18 protein-coding genes are annotated in these 22,967 nt (G+C 61.2%); 14 read left to right on the top strand and 4 right to left on the bottom strand.

Annotated elements, in window-relative coordinates; translation table 11 throughout:
• The 4 genes from moaD to AD664_RS21055 form a co-directional block, all read right to left on the bottom strand.
• The gene (gene moaD / locus AD664_RS21070) at positions 1-243 is read right to left on the bottom strand and encodes a molybdopterin converting factor subunit 1 (protein ID WP_042730169.1); all 243 of its coding nucleotides are present in this window, start codon (positions 241-243) and stop codon (positions 1-3) included.
• Positions 240-713 (bottom strand): cyclic pyranopterin monophosphate synthase MoaC, encoded by a 474-nt coding sequence (moaC, locus tag AD664_RS21065; RefSeq protein WP_042730168.1) that lies wholly within the window; start codon positions 711-713, stop codon positions 240-242. The genes moaD and moaC overlap by 4 nt, the downstream gene beginning before the upstream one ends.
• A 259-nt stretch (positions 714-972) precedes the next feature.
• On the bottom strand, positions 973-2,367 hold the full coding sequence (locus AD664_RS21060; protein ID WP_042730167.1) for a PhoH family protein: 1,395 nt from the start codon (positions 2,365-2,367) through the stop codon (positions 973-975).
• A gap of 339 nt (positions 2,368-2,706) precedes the next feature.
• Complete coding sequence (locus tag AD664_RS21055; RefSeq protein WP_053149343.1) at positions 2,707-3,831, bottom strand: polysaccharide deacetylase family protein; 1,125 nt, start codon at positions 3,829-3,831, stop codon at positions 2,707-2,709.
• Between the two features lie 245 nt (positions 3,832-4,076).
• Between AD664_RS21055 and yaaA the strand changes: the two genes are divergently transcribed.
• The 14 genes from yaaA to AD664_RS20985 all read left to right on the top strand — a co-directional run bounded on the left by yaaA (position 4,077) and on the right by AD664_RS20985 (position 22,932).
• A complete protein-coding gene (gene yaaA, locus AD664_RS21050) occupies positions 4,077-4,856 on the top strand; it encodes a peroxide stress protein YaaA (protein WP_053149340.1) in 780 nt (259 codons plus the stop codon).
• Positions 4,857-5,667: 811 nt separating this feature from the next.
• Positions 5,668-6,984, top strand: a complete 1,317-nt coding sequence (locus AD664_RS21045) for a nucleotide sugar dehydrogenase (protein ID WP_042729895.1) — start codon at positions 5,668-5,670, stop codon at positions 6,982-6,984.
• 100 nt (positions 6,985-7,084) lie between these two features.
• Entirely contained in the window at positions 7,085-8,566 is a 1,482-nt protein-coding gene (alg8, locus tag AD664_RS21040; RefSeq protein ID WP_371260974.1) for a mannuronan synthase, read from the top strand.
• A gap of 35 nt (positions 8,567-8,601) precedes the next feature.
• Positions 8,602-9,771 (top strand): alginate biosynthesis protein Alg44, encoded by a 1,170-nt coding sequence (locus tag AD664_RS21035; RefSeq protein WP_053149337.1) that lies wholly within the window; start codon positions 8,602-8,604, stop codon positions 9,769-9,771.
• 9 nt (positions 9,772-9,780) lie between these two features.
• Complete coding sequence (gene algK / locus AD664_RS21030; protein ID WP_157061586.1) at positions 9,781-11,292, top strand: alginate biosynthesis TPR repeat lipoprotein AlgK; 1,512 nt, start codon at positions 9,781-9,783, stop codon at positions 11,290-11,292.
• A 5-nt stretch (positions 11,293-11,297) separates the two neighbouring features.
• The gene (locus AD664_RS21025; RefSeq protein WP_042729907.1) at positions 11,298-12,782 is read left to right on the top strand and encodes an alginate export family protein; all 1,485 of its coding nucleotides are present in this window, start codon (positions 11,298-11,300) and stop codon (positions 12,780-12,782) included.
• Between the two features lie 26 nt (positions 12,783-12,808).
• A complete protein-coding gene (gene algG / locus AD664_RS21020) occupies positions 12,809-14,398 on the top strand; it encodes a mannuronan 5-epimerase AlgG (protein ID WP_042729908.1) in 1,590 nt (529 codons plus the stop codon).
• A gap of 11 nt (positions 14,399-14,409) precedes the next feature.
• Complete coding sequence (locus tag AD664_RS21015) at positions 14,410-15,858, top strand: alginate O-acetyltransferase (RefSeq protein ID WP_042729899.1); 1,449 nt, start codon at positions 14,410-14,412, stop codon at positions 15,856-15,858.
• An 11-nt stretch (positions 15,859-15,869) separates the two neighbouring features.
• Positions 15,870-17,003 (top strand): mannuronate-specific alginate lyase, encoded by a 1,134-nt coding sequence (locus AD664_RS21010; RefSeq protein ID WP_053149334.1) that lies wholly within the window; start codon positions 15,870-15,872, stop codon positions 17,001-17,003.
• Between the two features lie 203 nt (positions 17,004-17,206).
• The gene (locus AD664_RS21005; RefSeq protein ID WP_042729901.1) at positions 17,207-18,772 is read left to right on the top strand and encodes an MBOAT family protein; all 1,566 of its coding nucleotides are present in this window, start codon (positions 17,207-17,209) and stop codon (positions 18,770-18,772) included.
• An 11-nt stretch (positions 18,773-18,783) separates the two neighbouring features.
• A complete protein-coding gene (locus AD664_RS21000; RefSeq protein ID WP_053149332.1) occupies positions 18,784-19,959 on the top strand; it encodes an alginate O-acetyltransferase in 1,176 nt (391 codons plus the stop codon).
• Positions 19,960-19,973: 14 nt separating this feature from the next.
• Positions 19,974-20,639, top strand: coding sequence for an alginate O-acetyltransferase AlgF (locus tag AD664_RS20995; protein WP_042729903.1), 666 nt, complete (start codon positions 19,974-19,976; stop codon positions 20,637-20,639).
• A gap of 215 nt (positions 20,640-20,854) precedes the next feature.
• Positions 20,855-22,306 carry a mannose-1-phosphate guanylyltransferase/mannose-6-phosphate isomerase gene (locus AD664_RS20990; protein WP_042729904.1) on the top strand — a complete coding sequence of 484 codons (1,452 nt, stop codon included), beginning with the start codon at positions 20,855-20,857 and terminating at the stop codon, positions 22,304-22,306.
• 161 nt (positions 22,307-22,467) lie between these two features.
• On the top strand, positions 22,468-22,932 hold the full coding sequence (locus tag AD664_RS20985) for a hypothetical protein (protein ID WP_053149329.1): 465 nt from the start codon (positions 22,468-22,470) through the stop codon (positions 22,930-22,932).
• Positions 22,933-22,967: the final 35 nt, after the last annotated feature.

Here is a 22,967-nt window from a genome sequence, read left to right as displayed (position 1 = left end):
TCAGCCTCCGGTCACGGTGGGGAAAAAGGCCACTTCGTCACCGTCCGCCAGGGGTTCGTCGAGCTGGCACAGGTCTTCGTTGCGCGCGCACATCAGGTTCTGTTCGCGCAGCACGTCGGCACCGTCACGGCGGGCGAGCAACGCGCGCACATCCTCGACCGTGGCGAACTCACCGTCGACGGTAACCGCTTCCACGCCCAGCGCTTCCCGATAACGGGCAAAGAATTTCACGTTGATTTTCATGAGGCGTCCGCCTGGAAATGACCGCTCTTGCCGCCGAGTTTCTCCAGCACGCGCACGCCTTCGATGGTCATGCCGCGGTCAACGGCCTTACACATGTCATAAATGGTCAGTGCCGCCACGCTGGCGGCGGTGAGGGCTTCCATCTCCACCCCGGTCTGGCCCGACAACTTGCACCGGGCGACGATGCGCACCCGCTCGTGCCCTTCGGCGCTGAGCTCGACCTTGACGCTGGTCAGCATCAGGGGATGGCAGAGCGGGATCAGGTCGCTGGTCTTTTTCGCCGCCTGGATACCGGCGATGCGCGCCACGGCAAACACGTCGCCCTTGGGGTGACCGCCACTGACGATCATCTGCAGGGTCTCGGGCAGCATGCGCACAAAGGCTTCGGCGGTGGCCTCACGGAACGTCACGGCTTTGTCGGTGACGTCGACCATGTTGGCGCGACCTTGGGAATCGAGATGAGTCAGCACAGGGTTACTCCTGATCGGGAGTGTCGATTGTAAACCCGTGGGTCAGATTCAGGCACGCCTGATTGTCGCACCTGGGGTGCGCTGTAATGCCCCAGACACCGCACATCCCCTTTTTGGGAGCGGGCTTGCTCGCGAATGCTGTGGGTCAATTGCTCAATAGGCGTCTGACACAGCGCTTTCGCGAGCAAGCCCGCTCCCACAGGTTTGTTGTACAGCCGTAAAAAACCGGGCGGCCTGGAGGCCGTCCGGTCTGGTTGGGTTACAGGTGGGATTCGGCGTATTCGGCCAGGATCGAGCGCGGTACGCCCTGCAGGGTGATGTGGACGCCGTTGGGGAAGTCCTTGAAGCGTTCGGTCAGGTACGTCAGCCCGGAGCTGGTCGCGGACAGGTAAGGGGTGTCGATCTGTGCCAGGTTACCCAGGCACACCACTTTGGAACCGGCACCGGCACGGGTGATGATGGTTTTCATCTGGTGCGGGGTGAGGTTCTGGCATTCGTCGATCAGGATCAGGCTTTGCTGGAAGCTGCGGCCCCGAATGTAGTTGAGGGATTTGAACTGCAACGGCACTTTGCTGAGGATGTAGTCGACGCTGCCATGGGTGCTTTCGTCATCCATGTGCAAGGCTTCGAGGTTGTCGGTGATGGCCCCCAGCCAAGGCTCCATTTTTTCCGCCTCGGTGCCGGGCAAGAAGCCGATTTCCTGGTCCAGGCCCTGCACGCTGCGGGTGGCGATGATGCGCCGGTAACGCTTGCTGACCATGGTCTGCTCGATGGCGGCGGCCAGGGCCAGGATGGTCTTGCCCGAACCGGCGGCGCCGGACAGGTTGACCAGGTGAATGTCCGGGTCGAGCAAGGCGAACAGCGCCAGGCTCTGGTAAATGTCGCGAGGCTTGAGGCCCCAGGCCTCCTGGTGCAACAGGGGCTCCTGGTGCAGGTCGAGGATTAGCAGCTTGTCGTCCTGGATTTCCTTGATCCAGCCGACAAATCCTTGTTCGTCGATGATGAATTCGTTGATGTGCACCGCCGGCAGGTTGTCGATCAGTTGCACCTGGTGCCAGGTGCGACCGTGATCCTGGCGGGTCTCGACCTTGCTCACCCGGTCCCAGAAGGAGCCGGTCATGGTGTGGTAGCCATTGGGTAACAGCGAGACGTCGTCGACCAGTTGGTCGGTGCTGTAGTCCTCCGCCGCGATCCCACAGGCGCGGGCCTTGAGGCGCATGTTGATGTCTTTGGTGACCAACACCACGGCCTGGTCCTTGTTGCGCGCGTGCAGGTCGATCAACTGGTTGATGATGATGTTGTCGTTCAGGTGTTCAGGCAGCACCAGGTTCGGTTCGGTGCGCTTGCTCATCAGGATCGAGAGCAGGCCCTTGGGACCGCTCTTGCCACGCTGGATCGGCACGCCGAGCTCGACGTCCTCGGGGGAGGCATCGCCCAGGGTCTTGTCGATCAGGCGGATCGCCTGGCGGCATTCGGCGGCCACGCTGTGATGCCCGCTCTTGAGCTTGTCCAGTTCCTCCAGCACGGTCATCGGGATGGCGACGTGGTGTTCTTCGAAGTTCAGGAGCGCGTTTGGATCGTGAATCAATACGTTGGTATCGAGTACATACAGGATTGGCTGGTTGGAGGAAGGGCTACGTCCGTGGTCATCCATACTCGGTCACCTTTGTGGGGGCCATTCGACGCAATACCGTGACAGTGCTGCGCCTCGAGGTAGCCACCGAATTCACCCGCGAGGGTTCAGGTGAACTGCACACAATCTGGGTCTTGGAAGACGCCACCTGTGTTGCAGGTTTCGGCGGTCTGACTTCTTGATACTCCAAAAACCATGACAGGAAAAAGCACTTTGACGCTTTTTTGAAGTTTATTTTTCAGAGTGACGAATAACCCTTGGCGTACCGCCCCCGCACCGTTAAAGTCGGAAGTCCGGTTGCCCTGAATGTGCGCCGAAATTTGCGCGCCGCCCAATGTTTACGGGCCTTTTGCAGGTTTTTCAGCGAAACGCTTCCTGGCAGTCTTCCCAACCGATCCCGCTTTGCGCCGTCTGCGTCACCAGCCACGGCAGCGCCGTCTTCACCCCCTCCTGCTTGGCATTGAAGTTGATCACCCCGTGGCGCCATAACAGCATCAGCGTCAGCGCACGCTGGGCGCTTTGCTCGGGCTTGAGCCGCAAGGTGCTGTCCTGGGGATCGATGTCCCACAGCGCCACTTGCAGGCCCTGTTGCCGGAAGAACCCTTCGGCGTCGCCACGGCGCTGGCCCTGGGGCGGACGGAACAGCGGCACGTAGTTCTCCGGCAACTTGCCCTTGACCAGGTCGACGCTGCGCCGCACCGAATCCTGCCAGTCCTGCCAATAACTATGGGAACGGAACTCCCAGCCCTGAACCCCCACGCACTGCCCGGAATACAAGCTCTGGAGGCCGTTGACGGCATGCTCCGCCAGCCGTGCCTCGATATCCTTGCCCAACACGAAGAAGGTGCCGTTCATGTTCGACTTGCGCAGGTAATCCGTCAGCCATGGGGTATTGTCCGGCGTTACGTTGGCGCCACTGTCGAAGGTCAGCAGGAAGAGCCGGTCATGCATGGCCTCGCCGTTGCGCTCGTAATCACCGAACCGCGCGATTTCGCTGCTGGTTTGCGGGAAAAGCGCGGCTTTTCGCAACAGCTCGTCGCGGTACTGGGTGTGGAAGACCTGGCTCGGCCCGGCCCATTTGTAATAGAACGAACTCTCATCGAGGTGGAACCTGCGCGCCTCTTCGCGCAGCGTCGCCATGTTCTCGACCAGATAACAGAAAGAGGCGTCCTGGTCGCAGCTGCGTTGGGCAAAGTTGTAGTTGTCCAGCAGCCGCTGCCACAACCGGGCGCGAAGCGCGTCCACCGCGGCCATGTTGACCGTGCGCAGCCCCAGGTATTGCTTGAGGGCGATTTCATCCATGGCGTCGACGTCCAGCAACACCCGCGCGAACATCAGGATCTCGGCCCGCGAGGCCACGTCGAACAAGGTCGGACTGGTGAGCTGTTCCGGCCAGGTACTGCGATCGAGGGTCGCAATGTCGTTGGGCGCGGCGATGACGCTGCAACTCAACAGCCAGGCCGATAACACAAGGGCGATACGCAAAAGGTATGTCTCCATAACGAAACCCGCGCCGCATCATAGCTGATCCTGGGGCGACGACTTGTCGGCTCCAACCACTTATCTGGACATACCCGCTTTTGTGGCGAGGGAGCAAGCTCCCTCGCCACAAGAACATGCGGGTTCCAGACCACAACTCGCATCACACCACCCATCCCCTATTGCCCCTATAGCTGGAGTCCACCCGGACAACCCCCTAGAATCGCCGCACCTTTGAAGGAGACGACTAGATGCTGATGGTGATTTCCCCCGCCAAGACCCTCGACTATGAAACGCCGCCGGCCACCGAGCGTTTTACCCAGCCGCAGTACCTGGACCACTCCCAGGAGCTGATCGAGCAACTGCGCGAGCTCTCGCCGGCACAGATCAGCGAACTGATGCACGTCTCCGACAAGATCGGTGGCCTCAACGCCGCACGGTTCGGCAGCTGGACGCCGGCCTTCACCCCGGCCAACGCCAAGCAGGCATTGCTGGCCTTCAAGGGCGACGTTTACACCGGCCTCGACGCCCAGAGTTTCGGCGAGGCCGACTTCGACTACGCCCAGCAGCACCTGCGCATGCTCTCCGGCCTGTATGGCCTGCTGCGCCCGCTGGACCTGATGCAGCCCTACCGGCTGGAGATGGGCACGAAGCTGGCCAACGCCCGGGGCAAAGACCTCTATGCATTCTGGGGCACGCGTATCAGCGAGTGGCTGAACGAAGCCCTGGCCGAACAAGGTGACGATGTCCTGTTGAACCTGGCGTCCAACGAGTACTTCTCGGCGGTCAAGCGCAGCGCCCTGAAAGCGCGCGTCATCGACACCGAGTTCAAGGATTTGAAGAATGGCCAGTACAAGATCATCAGTTTCTACGCCAAGAAAGCCCGCGGCCTGATGAGTCGCTTCGTGATCCAGGAACGCATCAACGACCCTGCCGCCCTCAAGCAATTCGATGTACAGGGCTATCGCTTCAACGCCCAACAATCGAGCCCTGACAAACTGGTTTTCCTGCGCGACCATGCTCCGGAATAAAGCATAACTTTATAAGGCTCCCTGATCGGGGGCCTCGATCAACCCCGTACTTGTCATCTTGCTTCCCCTCCCACTTCGTCAGCTTCATGACGCCAACAAATCGTCCCCTCTGCAGGCTAACTTTTGTTTCACTCGACACTCGTCAGTTTTTTGCGTAGTGGCACACATTTTTTTCTACCGTAGTGGCACAAAACTATCCACCCCCGCTAACTCCCCATTTATAAAGGGCGAAACGGCGCGTGATATCAAAATGAAAGCAGTGCCATCTTGGATAATATTTCGAAAAATTTCGAAAATCGCGATGAGCGGATCGGAACTATGTGAAATCGCACGGCTCATACCACCGGTAACGATTATCGCCGAGCGTGTAGGAGATAACTTACAGAAGACGTCGGACGGAGTAACCAAGTTGTCACGGCAACTTAGCGAAACGGTCGCCTAATTGGATCCACCCTTAAAGGATGGGAGATAACGCAACATTACTATCCCCAAAAAGGCCAAGGCTGCGCCCCTACATTGTGCTCACCCGAGCACGGAAGTTTTTGATTTTGTGGGCTTTTCGCCAGAGATCAGAAGTGAAACACCTTTGCACGAGCGTTCCCGACGACGAGGACTGGCTGCATAACAGGGCAGGTCATAACAACAAGGCCGCTTTGCGCACAACTTGAGTGCAATTATTTAGACACTCGGAACTTAGTATGCCTGCACAACGGCATTGTGGCGCCTGCACTCCACACTTCCGAGTGCACGATGACCGCTGAACACTATTAACTCCGGCCATTTATTGGCGTGAAAAACAGAGGTAAATGCGATGCGCATTAGCATATTTGGTTTGGGTTACGTCGGTGCAGTATGTGCCGGTTGCCTGTCTGCACGGGGCCATGACGTAGTTGGCGTAGATGTCGCCAAAGACAAGATCGACATGATCAACGCGGGCAAATCGCCGATTGTTGAACCTGGTCTTGGCGAACTGTTGGCCCAAGGTATTGAAACAGGTCGACTGCGCGGTACTACCAACTTCGCCGAAGCGATTCGCGATACTGACCTGTCGATGATTTGCGTCGGTACTCCGAGCAAAAAGAACGGCGACCTGGAACTGAACTACATCGAGGCCGTGTGCCGCGAGATCGGTTTCGTGCTGCGTGACAAGACCACCCGCCACACCGTCGTGGTCCGCAGCACCGTACTGCCGGGCACGGTCGCAAACGTTGTCATCCCGATCCTGGAAGACTGCTCCGGCAAGAAAGCCGGCGTCGACTTCGGCGTCGCGGTCAACCCTGAATTCCTGCGCGAAAGCACCGCGATCAAGGACTACGACCTGCCACCGATGACCGTGATCGGTGAGTTCGACAAAGCCTCTGGCGACGTCCTGCAATCGCTCTACGAAGAACTCGATGCGCCGATCATCCGCAAGGACATCGCCGTCGCCGAGATGATCAAGTACACCTGCAACGTCTGGCACGCCACCAAGGTGACCTTCGCCAACGAGATCGGCAACATCGCCAAGGCAGTCGGCGTCGATGGCCGTGAAGTGATGGACGTGGTCTGCCAGGACAAGACCCTGAACCTGTCCCAGTACTACATGCGCCCAGGCTTCGCCTTCGGTGGCTCTTGCCTGCCCAAGGACGTTCGCGCCCTGACCTACCGCGCCAGCTCCCTGGACGTGGAAGCGCCATTGCTCAACTCGCTGATGCGCAGTAACGAGTCCCAGGTGCAAAACGCCTTCGACATCGTTTCCAGCCACGAGAAACGCAAAGTCGCCCTGCTGGGCCTGAGCTTCAAGGCCGGCACCGACGACCTGCGCGAAAGCCCGCTGGTCGAGCTGGCGGAAATGCTGATCGGCAAGGGCTACGACCTGCGCATCTACGACAGCAACGTCGAATACGCCCGCGTCCACGGCGCGAACAAGGACTACATCGAGTCGAAGATCCCTCACGTCTCGTCCTTGCTCAACTCCGACTTCGACTCGGTCATCGACAGCTCCGACATCATCATCCTGGGCAACCGTGACGAGAAGTTCCGCGCGCTGACCGAGAACGTACCGGAAGGCAAGCAGGTCATCGACCTGGTCGGCTTCATGTCCAAGGCCACCACGCCGAGTGGCCGGACCGAAGGCATCTGCTGGTAAGTCTGTTTGCCGGCCGGGGCACATCCCGGCCGGCCTTTCGCCTGCCTTAACCCATCGGGCCGCCCACGAGGCCCGCCCGAGATAGAGACGGATGCAGATTATGCACAGGCTAAAGCACGGCCTGCTTCAGGCCGCCGGTTGGCTGTTTTACTTGAGTTTATTGATGGGTATCGCCTTGGCGTTGCCCACGTCCACGTTCGACTCCGAATCCAAGGACTTCATCTTCCTGATCGGCGCCGTGGGCATCTGGCGTTACTCCATGGGCGCAACGCATTTCGTGCGCGGCATGATCTTCCTGTACATCGTCTACCCGCATCTGCGCCGCAAGGTTCGCAAACTGGGCAAGGCCGCCGATCCATCCCACGTGTACCTGATGGTCACCAGCTTCCGGATCGATGCGCTGACCACCGCCCAGGTGTATGGCTCGGTGATTCGCGAAGCCATCGACTGCGGGCTGCCTACCACCGTGGTCTGCTCCATCGTGGAAATGTCCGACGAGCTGCTGGTCAAGAGCCTCTGGGCCCGCATGAACCCGCCAGAGCGGGTCAAGCTGGACTTCGTGCGCATCCCCGGCACCGGTAAGCGCGACGGCCTGGCCTACGGCTTCCGCGCCATCTCCCGCCACCTGCCGGACGACCGCGCGGTGGTCGCCGTGATCGATGGCGACACCGTGCTCGCCGAAGGCGTCGTGCGCAAGACCGTCCCTTGGTTCCAGCTGTTCGGCAACGTCGGCGGCCTGACCACCAACGAGTTCTGCGAAGTGCGCGGCGGCTACATCATGGCCGAGTGGCACAAGCTGCGTTTCGCCCAGCGTCACATCAACATGTGCTCCATGGCCCTGTCCAAGCGCGTGCTGACCATGACCGGTCGTATGTCGGTGTTCCGCGCCACGGTAGTGACCAACCCCGACTTCATCGCCGACGTCGAGAGCGACTCGCTGCAACACTGGCGCCTGGGCCGCTTCAAGTTCCTGACCGGCGACGACAAGTCGAGCTGGTTCAGCCTGATGCGCCTGGGCTACGACACCTTCTACGTGCCTGATGCGGCGATCAACACCGTTGAACACCCGCCGGAAAAAAGCTTCATCAAGGCCAGTCGCAAGCTGATGTTCCGCTGGTACGGCAACAACCTGCGGCAGAACTCCCGGGCCCTGGGCTTGGGCATGCGCCGCCTGGGCCTGTTCACCTCGGTGGTGCTGTTCGACCAGCGCGTGTCGATGTGGACCTCGCTGCTGGGCCTGACCGTGGCGCTGATCGCCAGCTTCAAGTACGGCACCGCGTTCATCCTGGTGTACCTGCTGTGGATCGGCATCACCCGCCTGATCCTGACGCTGCTGTTGTCGTGCTCCGGTCACCGGATCGGCCCTGCCTACCCGGCGATTCTCTATTACAACCAGATCGTCGGCGCGTTGGTGAAGATCTATGTGTTCTTCCGCCTTGACCAGCAGTCCTGGACCCGCCAGCCCACCTCACTGACCCGTGATCTCGCCAGCTTTCAACGTTGGTTCAACACTTGGTCGTCTCGGACCATGACCTTCTCCGCCGGCAGCATTTTTGTCGCTGTGCTGCTGACGATGGTCTGACCGGACTTGAATGAATTAACTAGGAAATCGCCCCTATGAACACCGCCGTGAACGTCAACGTAGTGCATGAATCCGAAGCCCAGCGCCAGCACGCCCGAGTGAAAATCCCGGCCAAGCTGCGTTTCTTCGGCCCCGACCGCACGCCAATGGAAGTCAAGGTCCTGGACCTGTCCGCTGGCGGCCTTTGCTTCAACGCCGGCCAGATGCCGCTCAAGGTGGGTGAAACCTACAAGGCCCGCCTGCAGTTCGTGATCGACAACCTTGGCCTGGCCATGGACGTGGAATTGCAGATCCGCTCCTTCGACCGCCAGACCGGCCGTACCGGTTGCCAGTTCCAGAACCTGGAGCCACGGGACATCGCCACGCTGCGTCACATCATCACCTCGCACCTGGCCGGCGACATCGTCGGCGTCGGCGACGTGCTGGCGACCTTGCAGCGCGACAACTTCACCAAGGCACGCAAGCAGAAAGACGAAAGCGGCGGCATGAGCGCTTTCGGTCGCCTGCGCGCAGTGACCTTCAGCCTCGGGATCTTCGTCGTCGGCCTGGCCGCGTTCGGCTTCATCTTCAAGTCGGTGTACGGCATGTACTTCGTCAGCCACGCCCAGGCGGGCCTGGTGAACGTACCCGGAATGGCCATCACCATGCCGCGCGACGGCACCGTGCAGAGCCTGGTCAAGGCTGACGGCGTGGCCGCCAAGGGCGCCCCGCTGGCGACCTTCAGCACCAGCATGCTCGACGTGCTCAAGGGTCACCTGGACGACAACCAGCTGCAACCGGCCAAGGTCGAGGAACTGTTCGGCAAGCAAATGACCGGCACCCTGACTTCGCCATGCGACTGCATCGTGGCCCAGCAACTGGTCGCCAACGGTCAGTACGCCAGCAAGGGCGACGTGATCTTCCAACTGGTGCCACGCGGCACCGAAGCCAACGTCGAGGCACGCTTCTCGTATCGCCAGTTCGGCGACGTGCGCCCAGGCACTTCGGTCAACTTCCAGGTGGCCGGCGAAGACACCACCCGCACCGGCAAGATCGTCAGCAGCACCAGCCTGAAAAGTGAAGACCTCTCCTCCGACATCCGCGTGCTGATCAAGCCTGACGAGCCGCTGGACAGCTCGCTGGCCGGCCGTCCTGTGGAAGTCCACAGCGACCGTGGCCCGAGCCTGAACTGGCTGATCGACAAAGCCATGGCTGTCGGTATCTAAGTCGAGGATATGCCCGTGACCACTCCACAAAACAACAACGCACTGCATTCCCTGTGGGAGCGAGCTTGCTCGCGATGGGAACAGCGCAGTGTGTCTGATGTATCGAGCGGCCTGCATCGCGAGCAAGCTCGCTCCCACATTCGATCGGGGTACTGCGCACTGGCCTTGGCAATCAGCCTGGCCGGCTGCGCCGGCCTGCCCGATCAACGCCTGGCCAACGAAGCGCTCAAGCGCGGCGACACGGCGCTGGCGCAGCAGAACTACCAGCAACTGGCAGACCTGGGCTACAGCGAAGCCCAGGTCGGCCTGGCCGATATTCAGGTGGACAGCCGTGATCCGGAGCAGATGAGAAAAGCCGAGGCGACCTACCGCGCCGCCGCCGACATCTCGCCACGGGCCCAGGCGCGCCTGGGTCGCCTGCTGGTGGCCAAACCCGGCTCCACCGAAGCCGAAAAGCACGAAGCCGAAGGCCTGTTGAAAAAAGCCTTCGCCAACGGTGAAGGCAACACCCTGATCCCGCTGGCGATGCTGTACCTGCAATACCCTCACAGCTTCCCGAACGTCAACGCCCAGCAGCAGATCAGCCAATGGCGCAGCGCCGGCTACCCGGAAGCGGGCCTGGCGCAGATCCTGCTCTACCGCACCCAGGGCACCTACGACCAGCACCTGGACGAAGTCGAGAAAGTCTGCAAGGCCGCGCTGGCCACCACCGACATCTGCTACGTCGAACTGGCCACGGTCTATCAGAAACGCGGCCAGCCGGAACAGCAGGCCGAGTTGATCAAGCAGATGCAGGCCGGTCACGCCCGCGGCGTCGTATCCGCCCAGCGCGTGGACAGTGTTGCCCGGGTCCTGGCCGATGCCAGCCTGGGCAAAACCGACGAAAAAACCGCCCAGTCGCTGCTCGAAGGCATCGCCCCCGGCTACCCCGCTGCCTGGGTCAGCCTGGCGCAGCTGCTCTACGATTTCCCTGAACTGGGCGACGTCGACAAGATGATGCAGTACCTGGAAAACGGCCGCGCCGCCGACCAGCCGCGTGCCGAGCTGTTGCTGGGCAAACTGTACTACGAAGGCAAGTGGGTCCCGGCCGATGCCAAGGCCGCCGAGGCACATTTCCAGAAAGCCGTGGGCCGCGAAGTGGCCGCCGATTACTACCTCGGCCAGATCTATCGCCGTGGCTACCTGGGCCAGGTGTACTCGCAAAAAGCCCTGGACCATCTGCTCAAGGCCGCCCGCAACGGCCAGAACAGTGCCGATTTCGCCATTGCCCAGTTGTTCTCCCAGGGCAAGGGCACCAAGCCCAACCCGGTCAACGCCTACGTATTCAGCCAGTTGGCCAAGGTACAGAACACCCCGCAAGCCATCGAACTTGCCCAGACCCTCGAAGCCCAATTACCGCCGCAGCAACTTGCACAAGCCCAGCGCCTGCTAAAACAGGAGCAGGCCATTCGGGGCGCCATGAGCCCCGATACGCTGGAACTGCAAGCCCTAAAAGAAGATGACGGCGAGGAACAACTATGAAGCCTTTGAAGCTCAATCCTTTTGTGCAGGCCGGTATTGGCCTGACATGCGCCCTGCTCTGGTCCTGCCCGACGCTGGCCGCCCTGACTGAAACCAAGAACTTCGGCCTGGAAGTGAAGATCACCGGCCAGTCCGAAGACGACCGCGACCTCGGTACCCAGAGCGGTGGCGACGTCAACGGTATCGGCCTGGACCTGCGCCCTTGGGTCTACGGTGAAAGCGGTAACTGGAGCGCCTACGCCATGGCTCAGGCCGTGACCTCCACCGACATCATCGAGACGGACACCCTGCAACAATCCGACGGCGCCACCGAACAGACCGACAGCGGCGACCGCGAAGCCAAGAAAAGCTACCTGGCAATGCGTGAATTCTGGATTGGCTACAGCGGCCTGACCCCGTACCCGGGCGAGCAATTGAAGTTCGGTCGCCAGCGCCTGCGTAACGACGACGGCCAATGGCGCGACACCAACATCGAGGCCCTGAACTGGACCTTCGACACCACGTTGCTGCGGGCCAACCTCGGCGTTGCCGAACGCTTCAGCGAGTACCGCACCGACCTCAAGGAACTGTCGCCCAAGGACAAGGATCGCCTGCACGTCTATGGCGACGTCGGCTACCAGTGGATGCCAGGCCAGTGGGCCGGGATCCGTGCCCACCACACCCATGACAACGGCAGCCTCGACTACCCGACCCCGGGCGAGCCTACCGACACCCTGGACAAGACCCAGAACGGCGACTTGACCTGGTTGGGCCTGGAAGCCAACAGCGACGCCTACAACTGGCGCAACACCAACACCGTCAACTACTGGGCCAGCATCACCGGCATGACCGGCGACCGCGACACCGTCAATGCGCTCAATGCCGACGGCACGCGCCCGGCGCAAGCCAAGCGCAGCGATGACGTCGACGGCTGGGCCACCGACCTGGGTATCCGCCTGCGCCTCGACCCGCAATGGCAAGTCGGTGCGGCCTATGCCCGCGCCAGCGAGGACTACGAACAGAACGGCCTGCAGAGCAACCGCTCGAACTTCACCGGCACGCGCTCGCGGGTCCACCGTTTCGGCGAAGCGTTCCGCGGCGAAATGGCCAACACCCAGAGCGCCAGCCTGTTCGGTTCCTGGCAGTTGCGCGACGAATACGACGCCAGCCTGGTGTACCACAAGTTCTGGCGCGTAGACGGCAACAAGCCGGTGGGCAGCAACGGCATCAATGCCGTGCAGAACAACACCGACGACGTCACCGGCGCCATCCTGTCCACCTCGACCCTGCCGTTGCGTGACGGCGACAAGGACCTGGGCCAGGAAGTCGACCTCGTCGTCACCAAGTACTTCAAGCAAGGCCTGTTGCCTGCTGCGTTGAGCCAGTCCATCGATGAGCCATCGGCGCTGGTGCGCTTCCGTGGCGGTGTGTTCAAGCCAGGCGATGCCTACGGCAAAGAGGTCGATTCGTACATGCATCGCGCCTTTGTCGACGTGATCTGGCGCTTCTGATGCAAATGGCCATGGGAGTGCCCGAAATGAACCGCTACCTCAGGAACAGCCAGGCGATGAAAGGTTCGATCAGCCTGTTGGTCGCAGCGATGCTGCTGGCCGGCTCGCCGGCGTTCGCCAACGTTGAACCGGCGGTCAAGCCAGGCAACGTGGTCAAGGAACTGCAACGCGCCAAGACCTACACCGTCAACAGCGCGCCGACCGCGCCGCTGGAACTGGCCAAGCCGACCTTGCCCGACCTCAAGGGCTTCACCGCCGAAGCGGCCGCGGCCAAGATCGTGCGGACCAAGACCGGCAAGGTCAGCGTGCGCCGGATGATGCAGGAAAACGCCTTGAAGGACTTCATCGGCGGCGACAACAAGATGGCCGAGTGGGTGGTGCGCCAGCACGGCATCCCCCAGGCCATCTTCCTCGACGACGGCTACATGAACCTCAAGGACGTTGCCAAGAAGGTGCCCAAGTACATCATCGAGACCTCGCCCGGTGTCTACCTGGCGAAGATCCCGATCGTGGTCGGCCAGAAGGGCATCCTGGAAATCGACAAACAGACCCAGGAACTGCGCCTGTCCCAGGAGGGCGGCTCGTTCCTGGTCAACGATGGCCAGATGTTCATCCGCGACACCAAGGTCACCGGCTGGCGTGAAAAGGACAACGGCCCCGCCACGTTCCGCTCGCCCAAGGAATTCCGTCCGTTCCTGCTGTCCTGGGGCGGCACCGAGACCTACATCGTCAACACCAAGATGGCCAGCTTCGGTTACTCCAACAGTAAATCGTACGGGGTGAGTATTTCCCAGTACACGCCGAACATGGCCAAGGTCCTCAAGCGTCCGGAACCGACCGGCTGGATCATCGGTTCCGAGTTCTCGGACATGTGGTACGGCTTCTACTGCTACGAGACCCGCGACTTCGTGGTCAAGAGCAACACCTACAAAGACAACATCGTCTACGGCATCGACCCCCACGACCGTTCCCATCGGCTGATCATCGCCGACAACACGGTCTACGGGACGAAGAAGAAGCACGGGATCATCATTTCCCGTGAGGTCAACGACAGCTTCATCTTCAACAACCGCAGCTACGACAACAAGCTCTCGGGCCTGGTGATCGACCGTAACAGCGTCAACAACATCATTGCCTACAACGAGATCTACAAGAACCACACCGACGGCATCACCCTCTACGAGAGTGCCGACAACCTGTTGTGGGACAACAAGGTGATCAGCAACCAGCGTCACGGCATCCGGATTCGTAACAGCGTGAACATCCGCCTCTACGAAAACGTGTCCATGGCCAACGGCCTGACCGGGATCTACGGCCACATCAAGGACCTGTCCGACACCGACCGCGACATCAAGCTCGACCCGTTCGACGCCGAGGTCTCGCTGATCGTGGTGGGTGGTGAACTGGCTGCCAACGGCAGCGGCCCACTGTCCATCGACTCGCCCTTGAGCGTGGAGCTGTACCGCGTGTCCATGCTCGCGCCGACCAAATCCAGCGGCATCAGCTTCACGGGAATCCTGGGTGAACGCCAGGATGAAATTCTCGACCTGCTGGTGCGCCAGCAGAAAGCCGTGCTGATCGACCCTGTCGAAAGCCAGACCGAATTGCGGGACTGAGGATGACCTTTATGAACCCACAGATGATCAAGCTTCTGGGCCTGTCCGCCCTGACTGCCGGCATTCTCGCCGCCACCTCGGGCGCGCGCGCCGATGAAATCCAGGCACCGACCTTCACGGCCGAGCCTTGCTGCAACCTGTGCCCTGCGGCCCACGATGCGAAGAACTACACCACGCGCTACCAGCAGAACTTCACCACGCTGGTCCAGGCCCAGGGCGACTGGCTGTTCCGGACCCAGGAAGACCTGCGTACCGAGTTCAACACCACCCCGGCCGGCTACAAGCGCCTGCAACAACTGCATGACGCGTTCAAGGCCAAGGGTGTCGAACTGGTGCTGGTCTACCAGCCGACCCGTGGCCTGGTGAACCGCAACAAGCTCAACCCCCAGGAGAAGGCCAGTTTCGATTTCGACAAGGCCCTGACCAACTACAAGACCATGCTGGGCCGCTTCGCCCAGATGGGTTACGTGGTGCCGGACCTGTCGCCGCTGACCAACGAAAACCTGCCTGAAACCCTCCCGGCCCACGACTTCTACTTCCGTGGCGACCAACACTGGACGCCTTACGGTGCCCAACGCACGGCCAAGATCGTTGCCGAGAAGGTCAAGCAGCTCCCGGCCTTCGCCGACATTCCCAAGCGTGAATTCGAGACCAAGAAGTCCGGCCGCATGGGCAAGACCGGCACCCTGCACAACATGGCCGGCCAACTGTGCGGCACCAGCTATGCCATCCAGTACATGGACCAGTTCACCACCGAGCCGAAGGGCGAGGCCGGTGACGGCGACCTGTTCGGCGATTCCGGCAACCCGCAGATCACCCTCGTGGGCACCAGCCACAGCGGCAAGAACTACAACTTCGCCGGTTTCCTGGAAGAAGCCATCGGCGCCGACATCCTCAACGTGGCCTTCCCCGGCGGCGGTTTCGAGGGTGCCATGATCCAGTACCTGGGCAGCGAAGAGTTCCAGAAGAACCCGCCGAAGATCCTCATCTGGGAGTTCTCGCCGCTGTATCGCCTGGACCAGGAAACCATCTACCGCCAGATGATGGCGTTGCTGGACAACAACGGCTGTGAAGGCAAGCCGGCGCTGATGAGCAGCAAGACCGCCCTCAAGCCGGGCAAGAACGAATTGATGGTCAATAGCAAGAATATGGACCTGCGTAACAGCAGTCACCAGATCGACATCCGCTTCGCCGATACCTCGGTGAAAACCTTGCAAGCCACCCTCTGGTACATGAATGGGCGCCACGAGGATATCAAGATCGAAAAACCGGATACCTCCGAAACCGACGGGCGTTTCGCCTTCCAACTGCGCACCGACGAAGACTGGGCTTCCCAAAACCTGCTGGCCCTGGAAGTCCAGGGGCCTGAAGCCGGTGCAGCCCCTCTGCAGGTGGAAGCGAAAGTCTGCAAACGCAACGCATCTGTGCAAGCCGAACAAACGGCTCAGATCGGACAATGAGGTCTCGTCTCATGACCAGAACCACGCATACCCGAACGTTGAAAACACTGCTGGCACCGTCCCTACTGACCCTGGCGATGTTCGCCGGGGCCACGCAGGCGGCGGCCCCGCTGCGCCCGCCACAGGGCTACTTCGCACCGATCGAGAAGGTCAAGGTGGGCGAAGCCTCCCAAGGCTGCGATGCCACCCCGACGCCCTACACCGGTTCCCTGCAATTTCGCAGCAAGTACGAGGGCTCCGACAAGGCCCGCGCGACCCTGAACGTGCAATCGGAAAAAGCCTTTCGCGACAGCACCGCCGACATCACCAAGATCGAGCGCGGCGTCAGCAAGCAGGTGATGCAATTCATGCGTGACGGTCGCCCGGAACAATTGGAATGCACCCTGAACTGGCTGACCACCTGGGCCAAGGCCGATGCGCTGATGTCCAAGGACTTCAACCACACCGGCAAGTCCATGCGCAAATGGGCCCTGGGCAGCATGGCCTCGGCCTATGTGCGCTTGAAGTTCTCCGAGTCGCGGCCACTGGCCAACCATCAGGAACAAGCGCAACTGATCGAAAGCTGGTTCAGCAAGATGGCCGACCAGGTGGTCAGCGACTGGGACAACCTGCCTTTGGACAAGACCAACAACCACTCGTACTGGGCCGCCTGGTCGGTGATGGCCACCTCCGTGGCAACCAACCGCCGCGACCTGTTCGACTGGGCCGTCAAGGAATACAAGGTCGGGGTCAACCAGGTCGACGCCGACGGTTACCTGCCCAACGAACTCAAGCGCAAGCAACGGGCCTTGTCGTATCACAACTATGCCCTGCCGCCGCTGGCGATGATCGCCAGTTTCGCCCAGGTCAACGGTGTCGACCTGCGCCAGGAAAACAACGGTGCCCTCAAGCGATTGGGTGACCGGGTGCTGGCCGGGGTGAAGGACCCGGAGATCTTCGAAGAGAAGAACGGCGAAGAGCAGGACATGAAGGATTTGAAGGTCGATTCGAAATTCGCCTGGCTCGAACCGTTCTGCAGCCTCTACAGCTGCCCCGAGGATGTGCTGGAACGCAAGCATGAAATGCAACCGTTCAAGACATTCCGCCTCGGCGGGGACTTGACCAAGGTGTATGACCCGGCCAACGAAAAAGGCAAAGGCTCGTAAGCATGGATCCCTGTGGGAGCGGGCTTGCTCGCGAATGCGGTCTGACATCCACCAATGATGTCGACTGATCTACCGCTTTCGCGAGCAAGCCCGCTCCCACAGGGAATGTGGTGTGTTTTGAAGTGATGAAACCCCCCGGTTTTCATGGGGGGGTTTGGGGGGGCTCTGGCCCTTGACTGTTGATTCAACATGGAGAGATCGGGATGGTATTTTCATCCAATGTGTTCCTGTTCCTGTTCTTGCCGATCTTTCTCGGCCTGTATTACTTGAGCGGGCAACGCTATCGCAACCTGCTGCTGCTGATTGCCAGCTATGTGTTCTATGCCTGGTGGCGGGTGGACTTCCTGGCCTTGTTCGCCGCCGTCACCCTGTGGAACTACTGGATCGGCCTGAAGGTCGGCGCCGCCGGCGTGCGGACCAAACCGGCCCAGCGCTGGCTGTTGCTCGGCGTGGCAGTGGACTTGTGCATCCTGGGCTACTTCAAATACGCCAACTTCGGCGTGGACAGCCTCAACGCGATCATGACCAGCTTCGGTCTGGAGCCGTTCATCCTGACCCACGTGCTGTTGCCGATCGGGATCTCGTTCTACATCTTCGAGTCCATCAGCTACATCATCGACGTCTATCGCGGTGACACCCCGGCCACCCGCAACCTGATCGACTTCGCGGCGTTCGTGGCGATTTTCCCGCACCTGATCGCCGGCCCCGTGTTGCGCTTTCGCGACCTGGCCGACCAGTTCAACAACCGCACCCACACCCTGGACAAGTTCTCCGAAGGCTGCACGCGCTTCATGCAGGGCTTCATCAAGAAAGTGTTCATCGCCGACACCCTGGCGGTGGTGGCCGACCATTGCTTCGCCCTGCAGAACCCGACCACCGGCGACGCCTGGCTCGGTGCGCTGGCCTACACCGCGCAGTTGTACTTCGACTTCTCCGGCTACAGCGACATGGCCATCGGCCTGGGCCTGATGATGGGTTTCCGCTTCATGGAAAACTTCAAGCAGCCCTACATCAGCCAATCGATCACCGAGTTCTGGCGCCGCTGGCACATCAGCCTCTCCACCTGGCTGCGCGACTACCTCTACATCACCCTGGGCGGTAACCGCAAAGGCACGTTGATGACCTACCGCAACCTGTTCCTGACCATGCTGCTCGGTGGCCTGTGGCACGGTGCGAACATCACCTACGTGATCTGGGGCGCCTGGCACGGCATCTGGCTGGCCATCGAGAAGGCGGTGGGCATCAACACCACCCCACGCACCATCAACCCAATCCGCTGGGCATTGACCTTCCTGCTGGTGGTCATGGGCTGGGTGATTTTCCGTGCCGAGAACCTGCACGTGGCCGGTCGCATGTACGGCGCCATGTTCAGCTTCGGTGACTGGTCGCTGTCGGAACTGACCCGCGCCAACCTCACCGGCCTGCAGATCGCCACGCTGGTGGTGGCCTACGTCACCCTCGCCTTCTTCGGCCTGCGCGACTTCTACACCAACCGTCCGCCGGTCAAGGCCAAGCCTGAGGTGAACACCGAGGCCAACGGTCCGGCCACCGCCCAACCGGGCCTGATCAAGGCCGTGCCAGGCGACAACCCGTCGGCTATCCACGAACCCGGCTACACCGTTGGTGTCGAAGCCCAGGTGCAACCGGCCTACTGGACCGTGGACTGGTCGCGCTACGTGATGCGCGCCCTGGTACTGCTGCTGTTCATCGCCTCGATTCTCAAACTCTCGGCGCAAAGCTTCTCGCCGTTCCTTTACTTCCAGTTCTGAGGGATCTGAACATGACCCGCTCATTACGCATCTTCTACGTCACGCTGTTCATGGTGATCCTGACGGCCCTGGGTCTCTGGTCAATGCGCAGCTTCTTCGGCTTCAACACCAACCCGGACGCGACCGTGCTCAACGGTCGCTGGGCCAAGGCCGTGGAAACGCACTACGACGACGAGTTCCCGATCAAGCGCCTGGGCACCAACATCTGGGCCGCGCTGGACTACAAGCTGTTCAACGAAGGCCGCAAGGGCGTGGTCCTGGGCCGCGACCAGTGGCTGTACAGCGACGAAGAGTTCAACCCGATCGTCAACGAAGAGCTGAACCTGCAAGGCAACTACTCGCTGGTCGAAGGCGTGCGCCAGAAGCTCAAGGAACAAGGCGTGACCCTGGTCATGGCGATCGTGCCGGCCAAGGCGCGGCTGTACCCCGAGCACCTGGGTGAAGTGAAGCCTTCGAGCATTCACACCAACCTCTACCAGGATTTCCACAGCCGCGTGGCGGCTGACAAGATCCTCGCCCCCGACCTGCTCGGCCCCCTGCAACAGGCCAAGCAAAGCGGCCAGCAAGTGTTCCTGCGCACCGACACCCACTGGACCCCTGAAGGTGCCCAGGTCGCGGCCGAGCACATCGCCAAGGCGATTGCCGAACGCACGCCGCTGGAAGGCCAGCCACAGCGTTTCGTCACCGAGCCTGCGGAAAAAATCACCCACAAGGGCGACCTGCGCCAGTTCCTGCCACTCGATCCATTGTTCGAGAACCTGATGCCAGCCCAGGAGCCGCTGGTCAAACGCAACACCCGCGAAGCCGACGACCAGCCGGCCGAAGGCGACGCGCTGTTCGCCGATGCCCAGGTGCCCGTGGCCCTGATCGGCACCAGCTACAGCGCCAACCCCAACTGGAACTTCGTCGGTGCCCTCAAGCAAGCCCTGCACAGCGATGTCGTGAACTACGCCGAAGACGGCCACGGCCCGATTCTGCCGATGCTCAGCTACCTCAAGAGCGACGCCTTCAAGAACAGCCCGCCACAGGTGCTGATCTGGGAGTTTCCTGAACGTTACCTGCCTGTGAACAACGAAATCGGCGACGCCGACCCGCAGTGGGTCGCAGAGCTCAAGCAAGCCGGCGCGCGTCAACAGAACGTAGCCGCCAACACCCCATCCGAGACGCCCGACCGGGCGCAAAACTGAAAGAGAGGTCCACCATGACTTTCAACACTACTCCTCGCCGTCTCGCCGCTCGCTCCTTCAAGGCTGTCGCCCTCGTAGCCAGCATGAGCGCCCTCTCGCTCTCCGCCTTTGCCGGTGACTCGGCCCTGTACGGCCCAGTCGCGCCAAAAGGCTCGAGCTTCGTGCGCATCTACAACGCCAGCAACGCCGAAGTCAGCGCCACCGTCGGCAGCACCAACCTCAACGACGTGGCCCCACTGGCCAGCAGCGACTTCAGCTTCATGCCTGGCGGCGACTACAGCGCCAAGGTCGGCAGCCAGACCGTCCCGGTCAAACTGGCTCCCGATCACTATTACACCCTGGTCAACAACGCCAGCGGCCAGCCTCAGCTGATCGAAGAACCACCGTTCAAGAACAAGCAGAAATCCCTGGTGCGCGTGCAGAACCTCAGCGACAAGGCTCTGACCCTCAAGACCGCCGACGGCAAGACCGAAGTGGTCCCGAACGTAGCAGCCAAGGGCCGTGGCGAGCGTGAAATCAACCCGGTGAAAGTAAGCCTGGCGCTGTTCGAAGGCGACAAGAAAGTCGGCGACCTCAAGCCTGTGGCCCTGGAGCGTGGCGAAGCCGCCGTGCTCTACGTCACCGGTTCCGGCAGCAGCCTGTCGCCGGTATGGGTGAAACGCCCAGTGTCGACCCGCTGATGAATTCGCTCGACTGACGCCTTAGCCCCTGTGGGAGCGGGCTTGCTCGCGAAAGCGGTCTGACATTCAACATCAATGTCGACTGATCTGTCGCCTTCGCGAGCAAGCCCGCTCCCACCCTGATCGAGGCGTCAGTCGGGCACGGAATAAAAACAAGAGTGAAACGACAGAACGCAGTAGCTCTATAACCATTACGCTTCAAAGGAGTAACACACATGATTCCGGTGATCTTGTCAGGTGGTAGCGGCTCACGTCTTTGGCCGCTTTCGCGCAAGCAATTCCCTAAACAGTTCCTGGCCCTGACCGGCGAACACACCCTGTTCCAGCAAACCCTCGAGCGCCTGGTGTTCGAAGGGATGGACACGCCGATCGTGGTCTGCAACAAAGACCACCGTTTCATCGTCAACGAGCAACTGGCAGGCCGCAACCTGGAAGCCCAGCGCATCCTGATGGAGCCGTTCGGGCGCAACACCGCCCCGGCCGTGGCGCTGACCGCGATGATGCTGGTCAACGAAGGCCGCGACGAGCTGATGCTGGTGCTGCCGGCCGACCACGTGATCGATGACCAGAAGGCCCTGCAACGCGCCCTGGCCCTGGCCACCGTGGCCGCCGAGCGAGGCGAAATGGTGCTGTTCGGCGTACCCGCCACCAAACCGGAAACCGGTTATGGCTACATCAAGTCGACCAACGACGCGCTGCTGCCTGAAGGCGTTAGCCGCGTGTCGCACTTCGTCGAAAAACCCGACGTCAAGCGCGCCACCGAGTTCGTCGAGGCCGGCGGCTACTTCTGGAACAGCGGCATGTTCCTGTTCCGCGCCAGCCGTTTCCTGGAAGAGCTGAAAAAGCACGATCCGGACATCTACGACACCTGCCTGCTGACCCTTGAGCGCAGCGAGCAGACCGCGGACACCATCACCTTCGACGAAGCCACCTTCGCCTGCTGCCCGGACAATTCCATCGACTACGCGGTGATGGAAAAAACCCAGCGCGCCTGCGTGGTGCCGCTGTCGGCGGGCTGGAGCGATGTCGGCTGCTGGGCGTCGCTGTGGGAAGTCAATCCCAAGGATGCCGACGGCAACGTCACCAAGGGCGACGTGGTGGTCCAGGACAGCCGCAACTGCATGATCCACGGCAACGGCAAGCTGGTGTCGGTGATCGGCCTGGAGAACATCGTGGTGGTCGAGACCAAGGACGCCATGATGATTGCCCACAAGGACAAGGTCCAGGACGTCAAGAAGATGGTCAACACCCTCAATGCCCAGGGTCGTACCGAAACCCAGAACCACTGCGAAGTGTATCGTCCGTGGGGCTCGTATGACTCGGTGGACATGGGTGGCCGCTTCCAGGTCAAGCACATCTCGGTCAAGCCGGGCGCGTGCCTGTCGCTGCAGATGCACCACCACCGTGCCGAACACTGGATCGTGGTCAGCGGCACCGCCGAAGTGACCTGCGACGAGAACGTGTTCCTGCTCTGCGAGAACCAGTCGACCTACATCCCGATCGCGTCGGTCCACCGCCTGCGCAACCCGGGCAAGATCCCGCTGGAAATCATCGAAGTGCAGTCCGGTAGCTACCTGGGCGAAGACGACATCGAGCGCTTCGAGGACATCTACGGGCGTTCCACTCCGGTCGAACGTGGCGTATCGGTGAAAACCATCGCGCAATAACACCGGGCAAGACAAAAAGTCCCCATCCAGGCCACTGCGTCCCCTATCCGCAGTGGCCTGGGTGGGGGCTTTTTTTTGCATTGCGGTCCTGACACGCATCAGCGCTTCGCCACCGCCGTTGCGTTCGGTAGGATGTGACGACGGTATCGGAGGCTTCCACCATGCTTATCGGCGTCTTGCTGGTCATCACCTGGCTCATCCTGTTGCTGCGCTACCCGGCCAAGGCGTTGCCGGTGTCCCTGGCCGCGTTCGTCGGGCTGGGCCTGGTGGCGGCGTGGGTGCTCTGGCAGGAAAACCGCGAGAACCGCCAGCTCGATCGCCTGGAGCTGCGCATCACCTATGCGCCCGAGCGCTGCCCCGCCGACCGTCCACTGTCGCTGCACCTGAACAACGGTAATGACGTGCCGTTGACCGAGCTGTACTGGCGGGTCGCAGCCTACGCGCCCGGCGATACCCTCAACCTGGCCGACAATCCCTACGATGCACCGCGCTATCGTGGCCCCGGCGAACTGCAACCGGGCGCCAGCTGGCAGGACTGCCTGCCGCTGCCGCCACTGCGTCCGGGCTATCGTGCGCAGAGCCTGGAGTTTCGCGCCGAGCGATTGCACGGTAGTTTCTCCAACTGATTCCACGCCTCCACTTTCTTGCACAAGGAATGCAC

The sequence above is a fragment of the Pseudomonas sp. P97.38 genome (genome assembly GCF_001269745.1).
GTDB lineage: Bacteria > Pseudomonadota > Gammaproteobacteria > Pseudomonadales > Pseudomonadaceae > Aquipseudomonas > Aquipseudomonas chlororaphis_E.
Note: the sequence above shows the minus strand (reverse complement) of the source record. Positions and strands in the feature narration are given on the sequence as shown.

Coding starts and splice junctions, on each gene's coding strand:
- AD664_RS20995 (WP_042729903.1), top strand. CDS start 19,974: ATGACTTTCAACACTACTCCTCGCCGTCTCGCCGCTCGCTCCTTCAAG.
- AD664_RS20990 (WP_042729904.1), top strand. CDS start 20,855: ATGATTCCGGTGATCTTGTCAGGTGGTAGCGGCTCACGTCTTTGGCCG.
- algG (WP_042729908.1), top strand. CDS start 12,809: ATGAACCGCTACCTCAGGAACAGCCAGGCGATGAAAGGTTCGATCAGC.
- yaaA (WP_053149340.1), top strand. CDS start 4,077: ATGCTGATGGTGATTTCCCCCGCCAAGACCCTCGACTATGAAACGCCG.
- AD664_RS21035 (WP_053149337.1), top strand. CDS start 8,602: ATGAACACCGCCGTGAACGTCAACGTAGTGCATGAATCCGAAGCCCAG.
- alg8 (WP_371260974.1), top strand. CDS start 7,085: ATGCACAGGCTAAAGCACGGCCTGCTTCAGGCCGCCGGTTGGCTGTTT.
- AD664_RS21000 (WP_053149332.1), top strand. CDS start 18,784: ATGACCCGCTCATTACGCATCTTCTACGTCACGCTGTTCATGGTGATC.
- AD664_RS21045 (WP_042729895.1), top strand. CDS start 5,668: ATGCGCATTAGCATATTTGGTTTGGGTTACGTCGGTGCAGTATGTGCC.
- algK (WP_157061586.1), top strand. CDS start 9,781: ATGCCCGTGACCACTCCACAAAACAACAACGCACTGCATTCCCTGTGG.
- AD664_RS21015 (WP_042729899.1), top strand. CDS start 14,410: ATGAACCCACAGATGATCAAGCTTCTGGGCCTGTCCGCCCTGACTGCC.
- AD664_RS21005 (WP_042729901.1), top strand. CDS start 17,207: ATGGTATTTTCATCCAATGTGTTCCTGTTCCTGTTCTTGCCGATCTTT.
- AD664_RS20985 (WP_053149329.1), top strand. CDS start 22,468: ATGCTTATCGGCGTCTTGCTGGTCATCACCTGGCTCATCCTGTTGCTG.
- AD664_RS21010 (WP_053149334.1), top strand. CDS start 15,870: ATGACCAGAACCACGCATACCCGAACGTTGAAAACACTGCTGGCACCG.
- AD664_RS21060 (WP_042730167.1), bottom strand. CDS start 2,367: ATGGATGACCACGGACGTAGCCCTTCCTCCAACCAGCCAATCCTGTAT.
- moaD (WP_042730169.1), bottom strand. CDS start 243: ATGAAAATCAACGTGAAATTCTTTGCCCGTTATCGGGAAGCGCTGGGC.